Source organism: Plantibacter sp. (assembly GCF_059073635.1).
In genome coordinates, this window is sequence record NZ_JCACOF010000012.1 from 98,488 (window position 1) to 117,827 (window position 19,340).

Annotated in this window: 16 protein-coding genes and 4 pseudogenes; 14 read left to right on the forward strand and 6 right to left on the reverse strand. The window is 69.4% G+C overall.

Annotated features, from left to right (window positions below; all coding sequences use genetic code 11):
- Positions 1-86 precede the first annotated feature (86 nt).
- The 3 genes from AC5JOC_RS17755 to AC5JOC_RS17765 form a co-directional block, all read right to left on the reverse strand.
- Complete coding sequence (locus AC5JOC_RS17755) at positions 87-1,409, reverse strand: alpha-L-fucosidase (RefSeq protein ID WP_494246936.1); 1,323 nt, start codon at positions 1,407-1,409, stop codon at positions 87-89.
- 124 nt (positions 1,410-1,533) lie between these two features.
- Complete coding sequence (locus AC5JOC_RS17760) at positions 1,534-2,532, reverse strand: Gfo/Idh/MocA family protein (protein ID WP_191940837.1); 999 nt, start codon at positions 2,530-2,532, stop codon at positions 1,534-1,536.
- 7 nt (positions 2,533-2,539) lie between these two features.
- Positions 2,540-3,568: an N-acetylglucosamine kinase gene (locus AC5JOC_RS17765; RefSeq protein ID WP_494246937.1), complete on the reverse strand. Its 1,029-nt coding sequence runs from the start codon at positions 3,566-3,568 to the stop codon at positions 2,540-2,542.
- 183 nt (positions 3,569-3,751) lie between these two features.
- Between AC5JOC_RS17765 and AC5JOC_RS17770 the strand changes: the two are divergent.
- The 7 genes and pseudogenes from AC5JOC_RS17770 to AC5JOC_RS17800 form a co-directional block, all read left to right on the forward strand.
- Positions 3,752-3,862: pseudogene (locus tag AC5JOC_RS17770) on the forward strand (MurR/RpiR family transcriptional regulator); the annotation flags it as partial.
- A 277-nt stretch (positions 3,863-4,139) separates the two neighbouring features.
- The gene (locus AC5JOC_RS17775) at positions 4,140-4,607 is read left to right on the forward strand and encodes a MurR/RpiR family transcriptional regulator (RefSeq protein ID WP_494246938.1); all 468 of its coding nucleotides are present in this window, start codon (positions 4,140-4,142) and stop codon (positions 4,605-4,607) included.
- A gap of 10 nt (positions 4,608-4,617) precedes the next feature.
- The gene (locus AC5JOC_RS17780) at positions 4,618-5,397 is read left to right on the forward strand and encodes a sugar isomerase domain-containing protein (RefSeq protein ID WP_124769061.1); all 780 of its coding nucleotides are present in this window, start codon (positions 4,618-4,620) and stop codon (positions 5,395-5,397) included.
- Between the two features lie 95 nt (positions 5,398-5,492).
- On the forward strand, positions 5,493-6,899 hold the full coding sequence (gene ngcE / locus AC5JOC_RS17785) for an N-acetylglucosamine/diacetylchitobiose ABC transporter substrate-binding protein (protein ID WP_079705609.1): 1,407 nt from the start codon (positions 5,493-5,495) through the stop codon (positions 6,897-6,899).
- Entirely contained in the window at positions 6,896-7,900 is a 1,005-nt protein-coding gene (locus AC5JOC_RS17790) for a carbohydrate ABC transporter permease (RefSeq protein WP_079705610.1), read from the forward strand. The genes ngcE and AC5JOC_RS17790 overlap by 4 nt, the downstream gene beginning before the upstream one ends.
- Positions 7,897-8,808 carry a carbohydrate ABC transporter permease gene (locus AC5JOC_RS17795; protein ID WP_079705611.1) on the forward strand — a complete coding sequence of 304 codons (912 nt, stop codon included), beginning with the start codon at positions 7,897-7,899 and terminating at the stop codon, positions 8,806-8,808. Before AC5JOC_RS17790 ends, AC5JOC_RS17795 begins: the two co-directional genes overlap by 4 nt.
- A 53-nt stretch (positions 8,809-8,861) precedes the next feature.
- Positions 8,862-9,617 (forward strand): copper homeostasis protein CutC, encoded by a 756-nt coding sequence (locus AC5JOC_RS17800; protein ID WP_064296255.1) that lies wholly within the window; start codon positions 8,862-8,864, stop codon positions 9,615-9,617.
- Positions 9,618-9,662: 45 nt separating this feature from the next.
- Here the strand turns inward: AC5JOC_RS17800 and AC5JOC_RS17805 are convergent, their stop codons facing one another.
- A complete protein-coding gene (locus tag AC5JOC_RS17805) occupies positions 9,663-10,049 on the reverse strand; it encodes a DoxX family protein (RefSeq protein ID WP_236555406.1) in 387 nt (128 codons plus the stop codon).
- 348 nt (positions 10,050-10,397) lie between these two features.
- On the opposite strand from AC5JOC_RS17805, the gene AC5JOC_RS17810 reads away from it, so the two are divergent.
- The 3 genes from AC5JOC_RS17810 (at position 10,398) to serA (ending at position 12,755) form a co-directional block, all read left to right on the forward strand.
- Positions 10,398-10,670, forward strand: coding sequence for a hypothetical protein (locus AC5JOC_RS17810; RefSeq protein ID WP_124769066.1), 273 nt, complete (start codon positions 10,398-10,400; stop codon positions 10,668-10,670).
- A 5-nt stretch (positions 10,671-10,675) separates the two neighbouring features.
- Entirely contained in the window at positions 10,676-11,047 is a 372-nt protein-coding gene (locus AC5JOC_RS17815; RefSeq protein WP_139382441.1) for a bacitracin resistance protein, read from the forward strand.
- Positions 11,048-11,162: 115 nt separating this feature from the next.
- Positions 11,163-12,755, forward strand: coding sequence for a phosphoglycerate dehydrogenase (serA, locus tag AC5JOC_RS17820; protein WP_071260923.1), 1,593 nt, complete (start codon positions 11,163-11,165; stop codon positions 12,753-12,755).
- Positions 12,756-12,862: 107 nt separating this feature from the next.
- Here serA and AC5JOC_RS17825 read toward each other — a convergent pair whose 3' ends face one another.
- Entirely contained in the window at positions 12,863-13,420 is a 558-nt protein-coding gene (locus tag AC5JOC_RS17825; RefSeq protein WP_079705616.1) for a TetR/AcrR family transcriptional regulator, read from the reverse strand.
- A gap of 114 nt (positions 13,421-13,534) precedes the next feature.
- Here AC5JOC_RS17825 and AC5JOC_RS17830 point away from each other — a divergent pair.
- From AC5JOC_RS17830 to AC5JOC_RS17845, 4 genes and pseudogenes are all read left to right on the forward strand, one after another.
- Positions 13,535-15,059, forward strand: a pseudogene (locus AC5JOC_RS17830) (MFS transporter).
- Positions 15,060-15,159: 100 nt separating this feature from the next.
- The gene (locus AC5JOC_RS17835) at positions 15,160-16,215 is read left to right on the forward strand and encodes a 3-isopropylmalate dehydrogenase (RefSeq protein WP_138946787.1); all 1,056 of its coding nucleotides are present in this window, start codon (positions 15,160-15,162) and stop codon (positions 16,213-16,215) included.
- Positions 16,216-16,273: 58 nt separating this feature from the next.
- Positions 16,274-17,372, forward strand: a pseudogene (locus AC5JOC_RS17840) (branched-chain amino acid aminotransferase).
- Positions 17,373-17,451: 79 nt separating this feature from the next.
- Positions 17,452-18,219: pseudogene (locus AC5JOC_RS17845) on the forward strand (fumarylacetoacetate hydrolase family protein).
- Positions 18,220-18,225: 6 nt separating this feature from the next.
- Here the strand turns inward: AC5JOC_RS17845 and AC5JOC_RS17850 are convergent.
- Entirely contained in the window at positions 18,226-19,299 is a 1,074-nt protein-coding gene (locus tag AC5JOC_RS17850) for an aminotransferase class V-fold PLP-dependent enzyme (RefSeq protein WP_494246939.1), read from the reverse strand.
- Between the last annotated feature and the right edge of the window lie 41 nt (positions 19,300-19,340).

Sequence of the window (19,340 nt, forward strand, 5' to 3'; positions counted from 1 at the left end):
CTCCGCTCGTCCAGCCGCTCAGCGGCACCGAGCCAGAACGCCCGCCCCGATCCGTCGGGGCGGGCGTTCCGTCGTCTGCGGGAGCCTCAGGCCGTCGTTGCTCCGGTCGTGCCGGGCTCGAGGAAGATCTCGATGACCGGGATCGGGGTGTCGGGTTCACCGATCGGCAGGTGCAGGGTCACCGTGTCGGGACCGAGTCCCTTCGGTTGGGTGTGCTGGTTCGGCAGATCGTGCTCCGGGCGATGCACCTGGAACGGCACCTCGGAGCCGTCCGACAACAGCTGCGCGTAGCGCACCCGGCCGCCGAGACCGGGCAGGTGCAGGTGCACGAACGGCCAGGCGAAGACGTGTACGTACAGCCGGTCGCCGCGTTGCGTGTATCGGACGTCGGTCGGACTGCTGAACTCCGACGGGCCGCATCCTCGGATCGCCCGCTCGTGGAGCGCGAACCAGTCGGCGAGGACGTCGAGTCGTTCGATCGCGCGAGGATCGATCGTCCCGCGCGCGGTCGGTCCGATGTTCAGCAGCATGTTGCCGTTCTTCGAGACCGAATCGATGAGCATCCGCAGGAGCAGCTCCGGCGACTTGTAGTCGAGGTTGTCGCGGTCGTACCCCCAGCTGCCGTTCAGGGTCTGGCAGGCCTCCCACCGGAGGGGGTCGCCGTCGGGACCGACCGGTGTCACCACGGGCTGGTACTGCTCGGGGGTGGTGACGTCGCCCGGGAGTTCGAGGCGGTCGTTGATGAGGATCTCCGGCTGCAGCCCGCGGATCATCTCGACGAGTTCCTCGGAGCCCCAGTCGGCGGCGCCCTTCCCCGGCAGACCTTCGATGCCCTGCGAGTAGCTGAAGTCGAAGAAGAGGTAGTCGATCGGGCCGTAGCCGGTGAGCAGCTCGCGCACCTGGCCGTGCAGGTAGTCCCGGTAGCGGGACCAGTCCCGGTCGGCGTTCGCTGCGAGCGCCTCGGGGTCGTCGCGTCGCGGGTGGATGCCGTCGACCGTGAAGTCGGGGTGATGCCAGTCGATGAGCGAGTGGTAGAAGCCGATCCGGAGCCCCTCGGCGCGGAAGGCCTCCACGAACTCCGCCACGAGGTCACGGCCGGCGGGCGTGTGCATGGACGTGAAGTCGGTGAGTGCCGAATCCCACAGGCAGAAGCCGTCGTGGTGCTTCGTCGTGAGCACCGCGTACCGGAAGCCGGCCGCCTTGGCCTGCTTGGCCCAGGCGCGGGGGTCGAACCGGTCGGGGTCGAAGTGCTCGCGGTAGCGCTCGTAGTGTTCGGCCGAGAGGTGTTCCCGCGTCTGCACCCACTCATGGCGTGCCGGGAGGGCGTAGAGGCCCCAGTGCAGGAACAATCCGAATCTCGCCTCGTCGAACCAGGCGGTGTCGGGTCGGGGGATGGTGGTCTCGGTCACGGCGGCCCTTCGATCGTCGAGTGGGTTCACGGCGGTGCGGGGGCAGGCTAACACGAAAGGTCGGATGTCTGCTGTCCGGTGGGCCGGCGTGGTCAGGACGTCGGACCTCCTGCGCGTCGACGGTTCAGGCGTCGTGGGGTTCGAAGACCTGCACGGGCACGCCGGTGTCCAGCGATGCCTTCGCCGCCAACGCGACCGTCAGGGCCGCGAGGGCACTCCGGCCGGTCACTCGGAACGGTTGGACGTCTCGCTTCACGCAGTCGAGGAAGGAGGCCATCTGTCGTCGGTAGGGATCGGTCTCGTCGAGGTCGTAGGGGCCGTGCGCGGCGGCCGATCCCAGCGCGTCGACCGAGAGCGGCGGTGCGTGGGTCGGGGACGCACCGACGAATCGGTGGGCGATGAGCCCGGTGCTGCCGAGCACCTCGATGGCCGAGCTGAATCCGAAGGCCGGCGGGAGCTCCATGGAGGTGAGGACGCGCCCGATCCCGCCGTCGGCGTAGTCGACCGTCGTCTCGATCGGGCGACCGGTGCCGGTGCGTCGTGCTGACACGGATCGCGGCTGACCGAGGAGCTGGTTCAGCTGGTCGAAGTCGTGGATCGCGAAGTCGACGAGGGGGCCGCCGGAGCGTCGCTCGTCCTGCCACCACGGTGACGGGGCGGCGGGGGAGCTCAGCCGTTCGGCCGTGACGGCGAGGGGTGTGCCGACAGCCCCGGCCCGCACCGCGTCGTCGATCGCCTCGTACCCGCCGAAGAACCTGACGACGTGCGCGACCATGAACGTCCGGCCGGACTCGTCGGCGGCCTGCAGGATCGCGTTGGCGTCGGCGAGCGTCAGGGCGATCGGTTTCTCCAGCAGGACGTGCTTGCCGGCACGGAGCGCCCTGACGGCGAGATCCCGATGGGTGTCGGTCGGCGTGCAGATGACGACGATCCCCACGGAGGCATCCAGGAGCACCTCGTCGACCGAGGTGGTGAGTCGTGCGGCCGGTGCCTCCGGCATGGCTCTCGGCGACCGAGCCGAGCACAGGTAAGTGATCCGGTCGGCTGCACCGAGTCCGGCGAGCGCGCGGACGTGCGCCAGTCCCATGGCACCGGTGCCGATGACGGCGATCCGGTCCGCCATCACCGCGTCACCGCTTCTCTCCAGCAGCCAGGTCCTCGCGCAGGCGGCTGAGGGTCGCGTCGTCGACGTCCCCGCCCAGCATCCTGATGCCCAGGGCGGCGGCTCCGACGAGGCCGTCGGCGACCGGGACGAGTCGGGCCCCGGCGGCAGCCGATGACAGGCGCTCCGCGGCCGAGGGGACGGACGGGAGGAGTCCGTCGACGAGCACGCTGCCGCCGACGACGAGCGTGCTCTCCCTGTGGTCCGAATCCGGAGCCAGCACCCGTTCCACGAGGACCGCCAGGCGGTCGACGGCAGCGTCGAGGATGGACCGCGCGACGTCGTCGTCCGCGGCTTGGAAGGCGAGCGGCGCCAGGCGGGCGATGGCGATGGGGGGACCGTCGTTCACCGAGCGGATGAGTGTGTCGAGTACCGGGGACCGGCGGTGGTCCGCGTCACCGGATGAGGACGGGTCCGGAGTGAACCCGACCGCCTGGGAGAGCAGCGGGGTGAGGCCCGTGCGGGGGCCGATGCCGTCGAGGTCGGCGGCGACCGCGCGGATCACGCGCCGGGCGATCCAGAATCCGGAGCCGCCATCGCCGAGGAGCCAGCCGGCACCGCCGACCTCCCGGACGACGAGACGGTCCTTGATCCGTCCCGCGACGCTCCCGGTCCCCGCGACGAGCACGACGCCGTCCGGCGACGCCGAGCCGGAGCCGTACATGCCGAGCAGATCCGGTTCGATGACGACCGGTCCGAGTCCGAGCGGTACGAGGTGTGCGTCCAAGGCGCGGCGGTAGGCGTCGGACACCTGCCCCGCCTGCGTGATCACCACGAGCGACCCGGACGGGAGGGGCGGTATGGACGACGTCGTCCTGGCCTGGTCGAGTGCGGCACGAGCCGCGAGCGCGATCTGCGTGGCAGCGCTGTCCACACCGGACGACGTCGGATTCCCGCCGCCCGCGCGCCCGGAACCGAGGCGACGTCCTGAGGCGTCCACGAGCACCGCGCGGGACGAGGTGCCGCCGGCGTCGACCGCCAGAGTTGTTTTCATCATCGTCATCATCTCGAAACATGTTGCCGTGGGCCACAACGTACTGTAAGAATCAGTTTCGCGTCACTCCAACGAAGGAGAAAAGGAATTTCCATGACTGTTTCCATCCGCACCGACCCACCGGTCGAGCACGCCACCGGCGTGACCAACCGGATTCGGTCGCGGATGCCGGAGATGTCCGGGGTCATGCTGCGTATCGCCGACTACCTGTTGGAGAACCCAGACGCGCCCCTCACCCTCACGATCGGTGAGCTCGCAGCCGATTCGGGCGTCTCAGCGGCGACCATCACCCGCTTCTGCCGGATCATCGGGTACACCGGCTACGCGCCGTTCCGGGTCGACCTCGCCAAGGACTTCGGTCGCAGCACCGCACGCGACTCCTGGCAGACCGACATCGGCCGGGCGTTCGGCCCCGACGACTCGGCTCCGGACGTCCTGAGCACGCTGCTCAACGCGCACACCCGGACGCTGCGGGAGACCGCCGACGTGATCGACCTCGAGGTCATGCTCGAGATCGCCGCAGCCATCGCGCGCAGCCCGGAACGTCGACATCTACGGTGTCGGCGGCAGCGCGATGCTCGCCGACGAGATGCAGGCCAGGCTGTACCGGATCGGCATCAGCACGCACGCCTGGTCGGAGGTCCACGCGGGCCTCACGAGCGCGGCGATCCAGGGCCCGGACTCGGTCGCCCTGGGGATCAGCAACACCGGGCGCACCGAGGAGACCATCCAGATGCTCCGCCAGGCGGGTCGCGCGGGCGCGCTCACCGTGGCGATCAGCAACAACCCGGACTCCCCGCTCGTCGCCGCGTCGACGCTGGCCATCATCACCTCGGCCCACGAACGGTTCCTGCAGCCCGACGACCTCTCCGCCAAGCACGGTCAGCTGTTCGTCCTGGATCTGTTGTACCTGTTCGTCGCGCAGCAGAACTTCGAGCGCACGACCAAGCGCCTCGCGGCCTCCGCCCTCGCGGTCGCCCCGCACCGCCGACCCACCAAGGCCGGAGCCCTGTCCGAGACCGCCTCGCCCGTGGGCGTCTGAGAGGAACCGAATGAGCACCACATCCACCACCACCTGGACCGATCACGTCGATCGCTACACCGACGAGGTCACCTCGCGCCTCGCGGACATCACCCAGGCGGCCCGGTCCGGCGAACTCGACCCCGCGATCGACCTGCTGGTCGCGGCCCTCGAACGCGGAGCGGTCATCCAGGCGTTCGGCACCGGCCACTCGGAGGCGTTCGCGATGGAGATCGCCGGCCGCGCCGGTGGACTGATCCCGACGAACAAGATCGCCCTGCGGGACGTCGTCCTCCGCGGCGAACGGTCCGTCGACGACCTCGGTGGTGCCGCGCTGGAGCGCAGCGGCGACGTCGCGGCGGAGCTCTTCGCGATCTCACCGGTGGGGGAGGGCGACGTGTTCATCATCGCGTCGAACTCCGGCGTCAACGGGTCGATCGTGGGACTCGCCCTGATCGCCAAGGAGCACGGCCACCCCGTCATCGCCGTGACCTCGCTCGAGCACACCTCGCGCGTCGAGCCGAAGCACCCGAGCGGGCTGCGGCTCTCCGAGGTGGCCGACGTGGTGCTCGACAACCGTGCTCCGTTCGGCGACGCGACCATCGAGGTCCAGGACGGCGTCCCGGTCGGCGCGGTGTCCTCGATCACGGCGGCCTACCTCGCGCAGCTCCTCACCATCGGCGTCGCGGCGAGGATCGCGGCGACCGGCGAGACCCCACCGCTCTACATCTCGGCCAACATCCCGGGCGGCGACGAGCACAACAGTGTGCTCGAGGACCGCTACCGGGGCCGGATCAGACGTGACGCCTGAACCCGAGGCGTCGCAACACCCGCACCACACACCCGACAACACCACCCCGACAGCACCACACCCGGGCAACACTCGAATCACTGGAAGGTAGACCGATGGACAAGCAGCCAGCAACGCTCCAACGCCGCGATTTCCTGCGAGGAGCACTCGCGACCGCGATCCTCCTCCCGCTGGGCGGGACGCTCGCGTCCTGTGTCGGCGGCGGAGGCGGGGCGACCACCACCGGCGGACCGGTCTCGGCCGACAACCCGTTCGGCATGGCCGCCAACTCGACGGTCGACGCCGTCATCTTCAAGGGCGGGTACGGCATCGAGTACACCGAGTTCGCCGGGAAGCTCGTCGAGAAGCAGCAGGCAGGCTCGACCGTCAAGGTCACGGCCGCGACGAACATCGCGCAGACCCTCCAGCCGCGGTTCGTCGCCGGCAACCCGCCGGACGTCATCGACAACAGCGGCGCCGGCCTCATCGGCATCAACACGATCCGCGAGCAGCTCGCCGACCTGACGGACGTCATCGAGGCGAAGAACTACGAGGGCAAGGTCATCAAGGACACCCTCTACCCGGGTGTCGTCGAGCCGGGCACCTTCGACGGCAAGTTCGTGCAGCTGAACTACGTGCTGACGGTCTACGCGGTCTGGTACTCGGCAGCGCTCTTCGAGGCGAACGGCTGGACGCCCCCGAAGACCTGGGCCGAGGCACTCGATCTCGGTGCGAAGGCCAAGGCGCAGGGCAAGTACCTGTTCGGTTGGGGCACCGAGGCGGCCACCTACTACCTGACGATGGCGATCGCGTCCGCGATCAAGGAGGGCGGCGACGAGGTCCGTCTGGCGCTCGAGAACCTCGAGGCGGACTGCTGGTCGAAGCCGGCCGTCCAGGACGTGCTCAAGGGTCTCAAGGCGATCATCGACGCCGGCTACGTCAAGCCCGGTGGCGCCGGAACGCAGTTCACCGCTGCGCAGGCGCAGTGGAGCAACTCGGAGGACTTCATCCTCTACCCCTCGGGTGGCTGGATCGAGAACGAGATGAAGACCCAGACGAAGGACGGATTCAAGATGACCGGCGCGCCCGAGCCGACGGTCTCCGCCGACTCAGCCCTGCCGTACTCGGCGCTGCACAGCACCGCCGGTGAAGGGTTCATCGTCCCGTCGCAGGGCAAGAACGTCGGCGGTGGCAAGGAGTTCCTGCGGGCCATGCTGTCGAACGACGCCGCGGTGAACTTCGCCAAGACGACCTTCTCGTCGACGATCGTCAAGGACACGATCCCCGAGGACGGCTTCGGCTCGACGGCGCTCGTGTCCCAGGTGAAGATGTTGAACGACGCGGGCACGGATGTGTTCTCGTGGAGCTTCATCGACCTGTACGGACTCAACACGGACCTCCTCGTCCTCTGGAACACGTTCCTGCAGGGTGGTTCCGACGTCGCCACGCTCACCAAGGGCATGCAGGACATCTCCGACAAGGTCCGCAACGACGACTCCGTGGACAAGGTCACCGTCAAATGACGGCGGTCGGCACGCCGATCGGGAAGGTGGGAGGGGCTACCCCTCCCGCCGCCCGGCGGTTGCGCCGCCGGGACTTCACGTTCGACCGGGTCTCGTTCTTCCTGGTCTTCCTGATCGTGCCGGTGGTGGGGTACGTCGTCTTCGTGGTCTCGCCGTTCGCGCAGGCGGCGTACTACTCGTTGACGAACTGGTCCGGGTTCTCCCCGGGCATGGACTTCGTCGGGTTCTCGAACTACACGAAGCTCTTCCAGGACCAGACCTTCCTCCAGTCCATGGGCAACAGCGTCGCGCTCGCGATCGTCCTGCCGCTCGTGACCCTCGGGATCGCGTTCCTCTTCGCCTCCCTCATCACGATCGGCGGGCCGAGCAACGGTCCGATCCGCGGCCTCCGCAACTCGAGCGTGTACCGGGTGATCACCTTCTTCCCGTACGTCGTGCCGGCCATCGTCATCGGCCTCATCTGGAAGCAGATCTACGACCCGTCGTCCGGGCTGCTGAACGGCTTCCTGACCGGCATCGGGCTCGACCAGTTCACCTCCTTCGCCTGGCTCGGTTCGCCGGACACGGCGATGATCGCGACCATGTTCGTCATCGTCTGGGGACTCATCGGGTTCTACACGGTGCTCTTCATCGCGGCGATCAAGGGCGTGCCGGCCGAAGTGTACGAGGCGGCACGGATCGACGGCGCGGGCCGCCTGCGGACCGCGCTCACGATCACGATCCCGCTGATCCGCGACAACATCCAGACGGCGTACATCTACATGGGCATCCTCGCCCTCGACGCGTTCGTGTACATGGCCGCGTTGAATCCCGGCGGCGGCCCGTCCAACACGACGCTCGTGATGTCGCAGCAACTGTTCACGACGGCGTTCACCAAGGGCCAGTTCGGCTACGCCTGCGCGATGGGGGTCGTGCTCGCGCTCGTCACCCTGATGTTCGCGGGCGTCGTCTTCCTGGTCAGCCGACTCACCGGCGGCAACGATGAAGGGGTGGCGGAATGACCGTCCAGACCACGGCGACGACCGCGAACCCGGCGGTCGTCGGAACCGGCACGCGCACACCGGCCAGCCGCAAGCCGACCACGGGCGACCGCGTCGTCGGGACGGCATCGCACACGGTGCTCATCATCTGGTCGATCGTGGTCGTCGTCCCGCTGCTCTGGACGGTCATGTCGTCGTTCAAGACGAGCTCCGAGATCTTCGCCTCGCCGTTCTCGCTGCCGTCGAAGTGGAACTTCGACAACTACGTGAACGCGTGGACGACGGCCGGTATCGGCAGCTTCTTCCTGAACTCGATCGTGGTGGTGTTCGGCGCCCTGATCGTGACCATGCTGTTCGGCTCGATGTGTGCGTACGTGCTGGCGCGGTTCCGCTTCTTCGGGAGCCGGGCCATCTACTACCTGATGCTCGCCGGCCTCACGTTCCCCGTGTTCCTCGCGATCGTGCCGTTGTTCTTCGTGCTGCAGAGCCTCGGGTTGCTCAACTCGCTCCCGGGACTCATCCTCACGTACGCGGCGTTCGCCTTCCCGTTCACGGTGTTCTTCCTGTTCTCGTTCTTCAAGTCGCTGCCGGTCTCCATCGCGGAGGCGGCCGCGATCGACGGAGCGGGGGAGTGGCGGACCTTCTTCCAGGTGATGCTGCCCATGGCGAGGCCGGGGCTCGCGACCGTCGCGATCCTCAACTTCGTGGGGCTGTGGAACCAGTTCCTCCTGCCGGTGGCGCTCAACTCGAACCCGCAGAACTACGTGCTGACGCAGGGGATGGCGTCCTTCGCCGCCCAGGCCGGGTACTCGGTGGACTTCGGTGCGCTCTTCGCGGCGTCCGTGATCACCGTGGTCCCCGTGCTCATCGTGTACCTGATCTTCCAGCGCCAGCTGCAGGGTTCGGTGTCGCAGGGCACGGACAAGTAGCGCAGCGGCGTGCGCGTCCTCGGCTCGAGCGGATCACTGGAACAATGGGTCCAATGAGCCTCCAGTCGCCAATCGCCGTCGAGATCGCCGTCCAGGACGTGGAGGGGGTCCGCATCGCCATCCGCGAGGGAGCCCAGCGGGTCGAGCTGTGCCAGGCCCTCGGCACCGGTGGGCTCACCCCCTCCATCGGACTGGTCATGGCGGCGGTCCGCGCTGCGGACGAAGCCGGGCTCAGCGACTTCGTGCACGTCCTCGTGCGTCCGCGAGAGGGCGGTTTCGTCTACTCGCCCGCGGAGATCGACGTCATGTCCGGCGACATCCTCGCGCTCGAGGCCGCGGGTGCTGCGGGCATCGTCGTCGGCGCCCTCCGGTCCGATCGCACGATCGACCTGGAGGCGCTGGCGCAGCTGCGTCAGGCTGCGGGCTCGCTCGCGGTGACGTTCCACCGGGCCGTCGACGCGACGACCGACCCCGTCCGGTCCGCCGACCAGCTGCGCGACGCCGGTGTGGACCGTCTGCTGACGTCCGGCGGCGCGCGGGCGAGCATCGACGGCGCGGAGAAGCTCGCGCAGATGGCCTCGAGGGGCGACAGCTCGATGCAGATCATGGCCGGTGGCGGCGTCACGATCGATGCGATCCCCGCCCTCGCGCGGGCGGGTGTCGACGCGGTGCACCTCTCCGCCCGTCGTCGTGCCGGCCGGGTCACGGAGACCGGCCCCGGCGGAGGGTCGCCGAGCTACGACATCACGGACGCGACGACCGTCGCTCGCGCGGTGGCCGCGGCCAGGCGCGCTGCCGTCGCCGTCTGAGATCCGTCGGCACTGACGGGATCGTCGACAGGTCCCGTCGAGCGATCAGATCGCCACGATGACGAGGGCGAGGATCAGCACGAGCTGACCGATGAGCCGTGGGACGAACGGCACGGCGAGGCGGCCGAACCGCTCGGGCTGCCGCGCGGCCGCGGCGTTCGCCGGGAACACCGCGACGAGGAACACGATCAGGCAGACCACTGCGGCGAGCCTGGTGGGTGGGACGAGCAGGCCGACGCCGCCCGCGATCTCGCACACACCGGTGATGGCGACGAGCATCCGCGGTGTGATGGTGCTGCCCCGCAGGGGTCCCGGGATCATCGCGGCCATGGTCCTCGCCGGTCCCGGGAGGAAGTGGAGGACTCCCATGCCGATGAACATGATCGCGAGGACGACGGTCAGGGCGGACTGCAGGAGCGGGAACGGGTTCACCAGGCAATTCTGCTCCGTCGCGTCCGGATCGCCGCACTCGGTGGTCGGCCCGGCGGCGATAGGCTGGCGGTATGACTGAGCCGCGGGACGAAGACGCGCTGAGCTGGGCGGGCGACGACGATCCGACGCTCGACGCCTCGGCTTCCGGCGACCGGACCACGTTCGAGCCCGCATCGCCGGAGCCGATCACGCGTGGTCGGGCGACCGCGGCGGTCCAGCCGGCCGCGGAGTCGGCCGGTCCAGGTCGCGGAACCGGTCGCCCCTCCTGTCGAGGTCGACGTCGCGAAGCCGACCGACCGGGTCACGGACGAGGCTGCCGCCGGAGAGCGCGAGCAGATGAGTTCGGTCATGCTGGTCACCCTCGGCATCTTCGGTGGGGTCTTCCTGCTGTACAGCGTCGGTTGGCTGATCTCGGCGTTCCGTCCTGACGCGGCCGTGCCGAGCGACGCGGTCGGCCGGTTCATGTTCGATCTCGGACAGGGACTCGCGGTCGCCGCGGGACCCGTGTGGATGGCCGCGACGCTCTGGTTGACGCGTGGCGGCAGACCCGTCGTCAGGATCGCGATGCTCCTGCTCGGTGTCGTGCTCATCCTGCCCTGGCCGTTCCTCCGAGGAGTGTGACCCTGATGCCCTCCACCACCGCGGACCCCGTGTCGAAACCCGCCGCCGAGCGACCCGGCTGGCTCAGCTGGTCCATCGCCGTCCTGTTCGGCCTGTTCTTCGCCTATGACGTCTTCGAAGCCGTCGGCAACCTCGTCGGCATCGTCGGGACGGCGAACGGCCTCGCCGTTCCGGTCCTGCCGCTCGGCTGGGTCGTCCTCATCGGCGGCCTGCTCCTGCCGGTCGTGGCCTTCGCGATCGCCTTCTGGACCGGTCGCGAGCGGTCGCTCGGCGAGCAGGCCGTGCGCTACCTCGTCGCCCTGTGCGTCGTCGCGGCGATCTCGCTGTCGGTCCTCGCGATGTTCGGCGCGCAGCAGCTGATCGACCTCTCCGTCTGACCCGGCCGCCGCATCGTCACACGACGAACCGCCCGGTGCGCCTCCGATAGGCTTGCGATGGCCGCCGGACACCGACGCGCTGCCCACCCCACTGCTACTGCGAAGGAACCGTTCCGTGTCGAAACCGGTCGTACTGATCGCCGAAGAACTCTCACCAGCAACCGTCGACGCCCTCGGGCCCGACTTCGACGTGCGCTCCGTCGACGGGACGGACCGCCCGGCTCTGCTCGCGGCGATCGCCGACGCCGACGCCATCCTGGTCCGATCCGCGACCAAGGTCGACGAGGAGGCCATCCAGGCGGCCACCCGGTTGAAGGTCGTCGCGCGCGCGGGTGTCGGTCTCGACAACGTCGACATCAAGGCCGCCACGACGGCCGGGGTCATGGTCGTCAACGCACCCACGTCGAACATCATCTCCGCGGCCGAGCTCACCGTCGGCCACATCCTGAGCCTCGCCCGCCACATCCCGGCCGCGCACGCCGCGCTCGCCCAGGGGCAGTGGAAGCGGTCCAAGTACACCGGTACCGAGCTCTATGAGAAGACCATCGGCATCATCGGCCTCGGCCGTATCGGTGCCCTCATCACGGCCCGTCTGCAGGCGTTCGGCACGAACGTCATCGCGTACGACCCCTACATCACGTCCGCTCGTGCGCAGCAGCTCGGGGTGCAGCTGGTCACGCTCGACGAGCTGCTGGCGCAGTCCGACTTCATCACCATCCACATGCCGAAGACGCCGGAGACGACGGGCATGATCGCCGGCCCGCAGTTCGCGCTCATGAAGCCGACGGCCTACGTCGTCAACGTCGCCCGCGGCGGCCTGATCGACGAGGACGCGCTGTACGAGGCGCTGTCCAACAACGTCATCGCCGGTGCCGGCCTCGACGTCTTCGTCAGCGAGCCGCCCACCGACACGAAGCTGCTCGGGCTCGAGAACGTCATCGTGACGCCGCACCTCGGTGCGTCCACGGATGAGGCACAGGAGAAGGCCGGCGTCTCGGTCGCCAAGTCCGTGCGCCTCGCGCTCGGCGGCGAACTCGTCCCGGACGCGGTCAACGTCGCCGGCGGCGTGATCGACCCCTACGTCCGTCCCGGCATCCCGCTCGTCGAGAAGCTCGGGCAGGTGTTCGCCGCGCTGTCGACCTCGTCGCTCACGAGCGTCGACGTCGAGGTCCACGGCGAGCTGAGCGGGTACGACGTCAGCGTCTTGAAGCTGGCCGCGCTCAAGGGGATCTTCACGAACATCGTCAGCGAGACGGTCTCGTACGTGAACGCCCCGCTGCTCGCCGAACAGCGCGGTGTCGTCACGCGCCTGCTCACCGACGAGGTGAGCGAGGAGTACCGCAACGTCATCACGCTGCGCGGAGCCCTCAGCGACGGATCGCAGATCTCGGTGTCGGGCACGCTGACGGGCACGAAGCAGACCGAGAAGATCGTCGAGATCAACGGCTACGACGTCGAGGTGCCGTTCGCGAAGCACCACATCGTGATGGTCTACACCGACCGACCCGGCATCGTGGCCGTCTACGGCCAGCGGTTCGGCGAGGCGGGCATCAACATCGCGGGCATGCAGATCGCCCGTCACGAGGCCGGTGGCCCGGCGCTCAGCGTCCTGACGGTCGACTCGCCGGTCGCCGACGACGTCCTCGAGGTCATCCGCGAGACGATCGACGCGACGCTGCTCCGCGAGATCGACATCACCGAGCAGTAGCCCGACCGCTGCTCCGACCCGATGCCCCGCGCCGACCGGTGCGGGGCATCGTCGTCCGCAGGCCGAGGCGCCGACGCCGTTCCGGTGCGCCCGGCGGGCGTCGCGGCTCAGCGCCCGCCGGCGGGGAGCAGTCGCGCGATGACGGCCAGGAGCCGCTCGATCGACTCGTCGCTGCCCTCGTCGGGGTCGCTGACACCCATGCCGAGCTGCGCCGTGTTGGCGTAGAGGCCGTCGGACATCAACACGATGGCACGAGCGGTGTCGGGGTCGCCGACGGCGTCCTCCACCGTGCGCAACCAGCTCCGGCGGATGTCCGCCATCGCGTCGCTCGCCTGGGCGTGCTGTCCCTGCGCCAGCCGCGCGACGGCGATGATCGTCCGGTCGAACGGGGTGCCGCAGTCGACGGAGGTGCGCACGAAGTACTCGACGACGCCCTCCGGGGCCGCGAGCATCCGCGCCGTGTCGGCCTCGCTCATGTCCGAGAGCCGCTCGATGAGGCCGTCGACGAGGGCCTCCTTGCTGCCGAAGTGGTAGAGCAGTCCGCCCTTGGAGACGCCGGCCGCCGCGGCGACGGCGTCGAGGGTGGCGGCGCGTTCGCCCTGCTCGATGAGGAGTTCGGCGAAGGCGTCGAGGACGCGTTCTCGGGCTGCGGTCTGCTTCGCCATGGCTCCATCGTATTCGGCTCGTCGGATTCGGATTGATACTATACCGGCTGGACGGTATAGTCGAGCGGGCGGCGCCCGACCGGCGCCGTTCTCCACGCTTTGAAAGAGGTCACCGTGTCCACCGCCACCGAACCCACCGCCGTCGCCGCTCCCCGTGCCGGTCGGCGAGCCTGGTTCGCGCTCGCCGTCCTCATGCTCCCCGTCCTGCTGGTGTCGGTCGACAACACGGTCCTCAACTTCGCGCTGCCCGCGATCTCGAGCGCGCTCACCCCGACCGGGACGCAGCTGCTCTGGATCGTCGACATCTACCCGCTGGTCCTCGCCGGCCTGCTCGTGTCGATGGGCAGCCTCGGCGACCGCATCGGTCGTCGTCGCCTCCTGCTCATCGGCTCCATCGGATTCGGTGTCGTCTCCGTCGCCGCGGCGTTCGCGCCCAGCGCCGAGCTCCTGATCGCGGCTCGGGCGGCGCTCGGGTTCTTCGGAGCGATGCTCATGCCGTCGACGCTCTCGCTGCTGCGGAACATCTTCCTCGACCGCGACCAGCGACGGTTCGCCATCGCCGTCTGGGCCAGCGGGTTCGCCGCCGGCAGCGCGCTCGGGCCGATCGTCGGTGGGATCATCCTCGAGCACTTCGCCTGGGGCGCGGTGTTCCTGCTCGCCGTCCCGGTGCTCCTGCCGCTCGTCGTCCTCGCGCCCTTCCTCATCCCGGAGTCGAAGGACCCGAACCCCGGACGCATCGACGTCCCGAGCATCCTGCTCATCCTCCTGACGATGACGCCGCTCGTGTTCAGCATCAAGCACCTGGCGGAAGCCGGCTTCGACCTGCTCACGGTCGTCTCGATGGTCGTCGGCGTGGTCAGTGGCGTCCTGTTCATCCGCCGTCAGCTCCGCCTCGAGCATCCGCTGCTCGACCTGAGCCTGTTCCGGCGGGCCTCGTTCAGCGGCGCCGTGGTCATCAACCTGCTGAGCGTGACGGCGCTCGTCGGTGGGCTGTTCTTCGTGTCGCAGCACCTGCAGCTGGTGCTGGGCCTGCAGCCGCTCGACGCCGGGCTCGTCCTGCTCCCCGGCCTCATCGTGATGATCATCGCCGGCCTCGTGATCGTGCCCATCTCCAAGCGGGTCCGTCCGGGCATCGTGGTCCCGATCGCACTCGTCGTCTCCGCCGTCGGCTACGCCTCCATCGCGATCACCGGGGGAGACGTGTCGGCCCTCGGGATCGGCCTCGCGTTCGTCGCGCTCGGGCTCGGCATCGGCTCCGCCGAGACGGTGTCGAACGAGCTCGTGATCGCGAGTGCGCCGCCGGAGAAGGCCGGTGCGGCGTCCGGTGTCTCCGAGACCGCCTACGAGCTGGGCGCGGTGCTCGGCACGGCGACGCTCGGTACGGTGCTCACCGCGTCCTACCGTTCCTCGGTCGTCCTGCCGGACGGACTGACCGCTGCGCAGCAGCAGGCGGCGGGGGAGACCCTGGGTGGTGCGGCGAACGGTCGCCGAGCAGCTGCCCGGTGACCTCGCGGGTGCACTCATGGACTCCGCGCGGCACGCCTTCGACAGCGGTGTCGGTGTCGCAGCGTGGATCGGCGTCGGCCTCATCGTGGCCGCCATGCTCGTCGCGGCGATCGGTCTGCGCCGGGTCCGGTAGGGCTCCGTCGATCGTGCCACCCGGAGACGGGTGGCACGATCCGCCCGAGGTCGGAGGCGTTAAGCTGGGCGCACACCGTCGTCGCATCCTCAGGAGTCGCATGTCCCGCACCGTCAAGCTCGCAGTCATCCCCGGCGACGGGATCGGTCCCGAGGTCGTCGGCGAGGCGCTCAAGGTCCTCGATGCGGCGGTGCAGGGTGGCGACGTCCGGTTCGAGCAGACGCCCTTCTCGCTCGGCGCCGCGCGGTTCCTCGAGACCGGCGACGTGCTGACCGACGCGGACCTCGCCGCGATCGCCTCGCACGACGCCATCCTCCTCGGAGCGGTCGGCGGCGTGCCCGGCGACCCCCGGCTCGCGAACGCGAACATCGAGCGTGGGCTGCTCCTCAAGCTCCGGTTCAGCCTCGACCACTACGTCAACCTGCGCCCGACCGTGGTGTACCCGGGCGTCCCGAGCCCGCTGAGCGAGCCCGGCGACGTGGACTTCGTCGTCGTCCGTGAGGGCACGGAGGGGCCGTACGTCGGCAACGGCGGAGCGATCCGCCAGGGCACGCCGCACGAGATCGCGAACGAGGTCTCGGTCAACACCGCCTACGGGGTGGAGCGGGTGGTGCGCTACGCGTTCGCCGCTGCGGCCGCGCGTCGGGGGAAGCTGACCCTCGTCCACAAGACCAACGTCCTCGTCTTCGCCGGGTCGCTCTGGAAGCGCGTCGTCGACGCGGTGTCCGCGGAGTTCCCCGACGTCGCGGTCGACTACCTGCACGTCGACGCGGCCACCATCTTCCTCGTCACGGATCCTGCTAGATTTGACGTCATCGTCACGGACAACCTCTTCGGCGACATCCTCACCGATCTGGCCGGCGCGATCAGCGGCGGCATCGGACTCGCGGCCTCGGGAAACATCAACCCGGACGGCACGTACCCGAGCATGTTCGAGCCCGTCCACGGATCGGCGCCCGACATCGCCGGGAAGCAGCTGGCCGACCCGACCGCCGCCATCCTCTCCGTCTCCCTGATGCTGTCGCATCTCGGCCTCGAGACGGAGGCGGCGCGAGTCGCCACTGCCGTCACCGCCGACATCGCCGCCCGCACCGGCGCAGCACGCACGACGACCGAGGTCGGCGATGCGATCGCGGCCCTCGCGGCGAACCGGTAGACGCCCACCAGACACGCAGATCACGACGGAAGACACCATCATGACGATCAACCTCCCCATGGCGCAGCGCGAACTCGCCTTCACCGTGACCCCCAACGAGCAGCCCGTCCCCGCCGCAGAGCGCGACGCGATCCTCGCCGACCCGGGCTTCGGGCAGCACTTCACCGACCACATGGTCGACATCTGCTGGTCCGAGCGCGGTGGATGGCACCGCCCACGGGTCCAGGCCGTACGGTCCGATCTCGCTCGACCCGGCTGCCGCCGTCCTCCACTACGCCCAGGAGATCTTCGAGGGCCTGAAGGCGTACCGTCACGCCGACGGCTCCATCTGGTCGTTCCGCCCCGACGCCAACGGCCGCCGCTTGCAGCGCTCGGCCAAGCGGCTCGCGCTGCCGGAGCTCCCGGTCGAGTACTTCGTCGAGTCGATCAAGCAGCTCATCGCCGTCGACGGCTCCTGGGTGCCGTCCGCGCCGGAGACCAGCCTGTACCTGCGGCCGTTCATGTTCGCCAAGGAGGCCTTCCTCGGCGTCCGCCCGGCGAAGAAGGTCAACTACTACGTCATCGCCAGCCCGGCCGGCGCGTACTTCACCGGCGGCGTCACCCCCGTGTCCATCTGGCTGTCCACCGACTACAGCCGTGCGGGCAAGGGCGGCACCGGGGCGGCGAAGACCGGCGGCAACTACGCGTCCTCCCTGCTCCCGCAGGCCGAGGCGTACGAGCACGGCTGCGCCCAGGTGCTCTTCCTGGACGCACAGGAGGCGACCTACATCGAAGAGCTCGGCGGGATGAACGTCGTCCTCGTCAAGCGCGACGGCACGCTCGTCACGCCGGAGTCGGACTCGATCCTCGAGGGCATCACCCGCGACAGCATCCTGCAGCTCGCGGAGGACCGCGGACACCGGGTGGAGCGCCGCCGGGTCACGATCGACGAGTGGCGCGAAGGCGTCGAGAGCGGCGACATCGTCGAGGTGTTCGCCTGCGGGACGGCTGCGGTCGTCACGCCGATCGCGCAGCTGAAGGCCAAGGACTTCACCGTGGGCGACGCCGACGCTCCGGCGGGCGAACTCACGATGTCGCTGCGTCAGGAACTGACCGACATCCAGTACGGCCGCCTGCCCGACCGTCACGGGTGGATGACGCGTCTCGACGCCGAGTAGCCTCCGAGCAGCCTGGGAAGCCCCGCACCTCGTGCGGGGCTTCCGTGTCGCCGGCGGCACCTCGGGATAGGCTGGCCTGGTGAAAATCGCTCGCTTCAGTCACGATCAGGCCATCCGCTACGGCATCATCGACGATGCGGATCTCGTCGTCCTCGACGGCGATCCGCTCTACTCGGGCTTCGAACCGACGGGGGAGCGCGTCCCGCTCGCGGATGCGGTCCTGCTCGCGCCGGTCATCCCTCGCTCCAAGGTCGTCGCCGTCGGCAAGAACTACCGCGACCACGCCGCCGAGATGGGCGGGGAGGCTCCCACCGAGCCGCTGCTCTTCCTGAAGCCCAACACCTCCGTGGTCGGGCCGGGGGACGCCGTCGTCTTCCCGAAGCAGTCCGAGCGCATCGACTTCGAGGGCGAACTCGCCATCGTGATCGGCTGGCGTCGCCAAGAACGTCAGCGCGGAGCGTGCCGACGAGGTCATCTTCGGCTACACGATCGCCAACGACGTCACGGCCCGCGACCTCCAGGAGTCCGACGGCCAGTGGGCCCGCGCGAAGGGCTTCGACACGTTCTGCCCGCTCGGCCCCTACATCGAGACGGAGTTCTCCTTCGACGGCGCGACGATCGAGACCCGCGTCGACGGTGAGGTCCGCCAGCACGCCCCGACTCTCCGACATGGTGCACTCCATCGGCGCGATCGTCGAGTACGCGTCCGCCGTCTGGACGCTCCTGCCCGGGCGACGTCATCCTGACCGGGACGCCGGCCGGCGTCGGACCCTTCACCGACGGCCAGGTCGTCGAGGTCGAGGTCTCGGGCATCGGCATCCTCCGGAACACCGGCCGCCGACCCTGACCCGCGTCAGCTGCGCTGACCGAGAGCGGTCAGCGCAGCTGCGACGTCGTCGTCGGTGTTCCAGAGGTGGAACGCGACCCTCGCCCGGCCGGCGCGACCCGATGCCGTGATCCCGGCCGACTGCAGCGCCCGGAGGTCGTGTCCATCGGGATCCGTCCACGTGACGATGGCCGAGGCCGTCCCGGTGAGGAGCGACCGGCTCTCGCCGATGCCCGCCCGGAGCGCTGCTGCGAGCCGGGTGTCGTGCTCGTACACGGCGACGGCGTCGACCGCCGCGAAGAGGGCGATGGCGGGCTCGGCGCCGACCCAGGCCTGCCAGGCGGGGGAGACGTCGAACCGTCGTGCGCTCTCGGCGAGATGCAACGACGGGCCGTAACAGGACGACCAGACGTCGTCACCCGAGTACCAACCGGCCTGGCTCGGCCGGAGGCGGTCCATCACCTCGTCGCGCACCGTCATGAACGCCACACCTCGTGGCGCGCAGAGCCACTTGTAGGCGTGGCACACGGTGATGTCGTCGGCCGAGGCGTCGACGGGGAGCCACCCGGCCGCCTGGGTGAGGTCGTTGAGCGTCAGCGTGCCGTGGACGGCCGCCGCCTCACGGATCGCGACCACGTCGGCGACCGCGCCGGTCGCGGACTGCACCGCGGAGTAGGCGACGAGCCAGGTCGAGGCGTCGATATGGGCGGCGAGTTCGGTGAGCGGCGCGTGGCGGACACGGACGCCGCGGTGCGCCTGCATGAGGAACGGGGCGACGAGCGAGCTGAAGTCGCCCTCGACGCACAGGACCTCGGCGCCGTCCGGCACGGACGCCGCGACCATGGCGACCATGGCGGAGGTCTGGGATCCGATCGCGACCGAGCGGACCGGTACGTGGACCAGCTCGGCGAAGGAGCCGCGCACCCGCTCGACGACGGCGCCGTAGGCGGCTGCATCGGTTCGAGCCGCCTGCCAGGCGGAGAGGTCGGCCATGATGGCGTCCGTCGTGCCGATCGTCGGCAGTCCCAGCGTGCAGGCGGCCAGGTAGCCGGGTGCGGATGGGAAGGATCCGCTGGCTTCCTGGAGGCTGAGGGTGCTCATGCATCCAGTCTCTTCGCCGGGTATCCATACGACAAGGACCG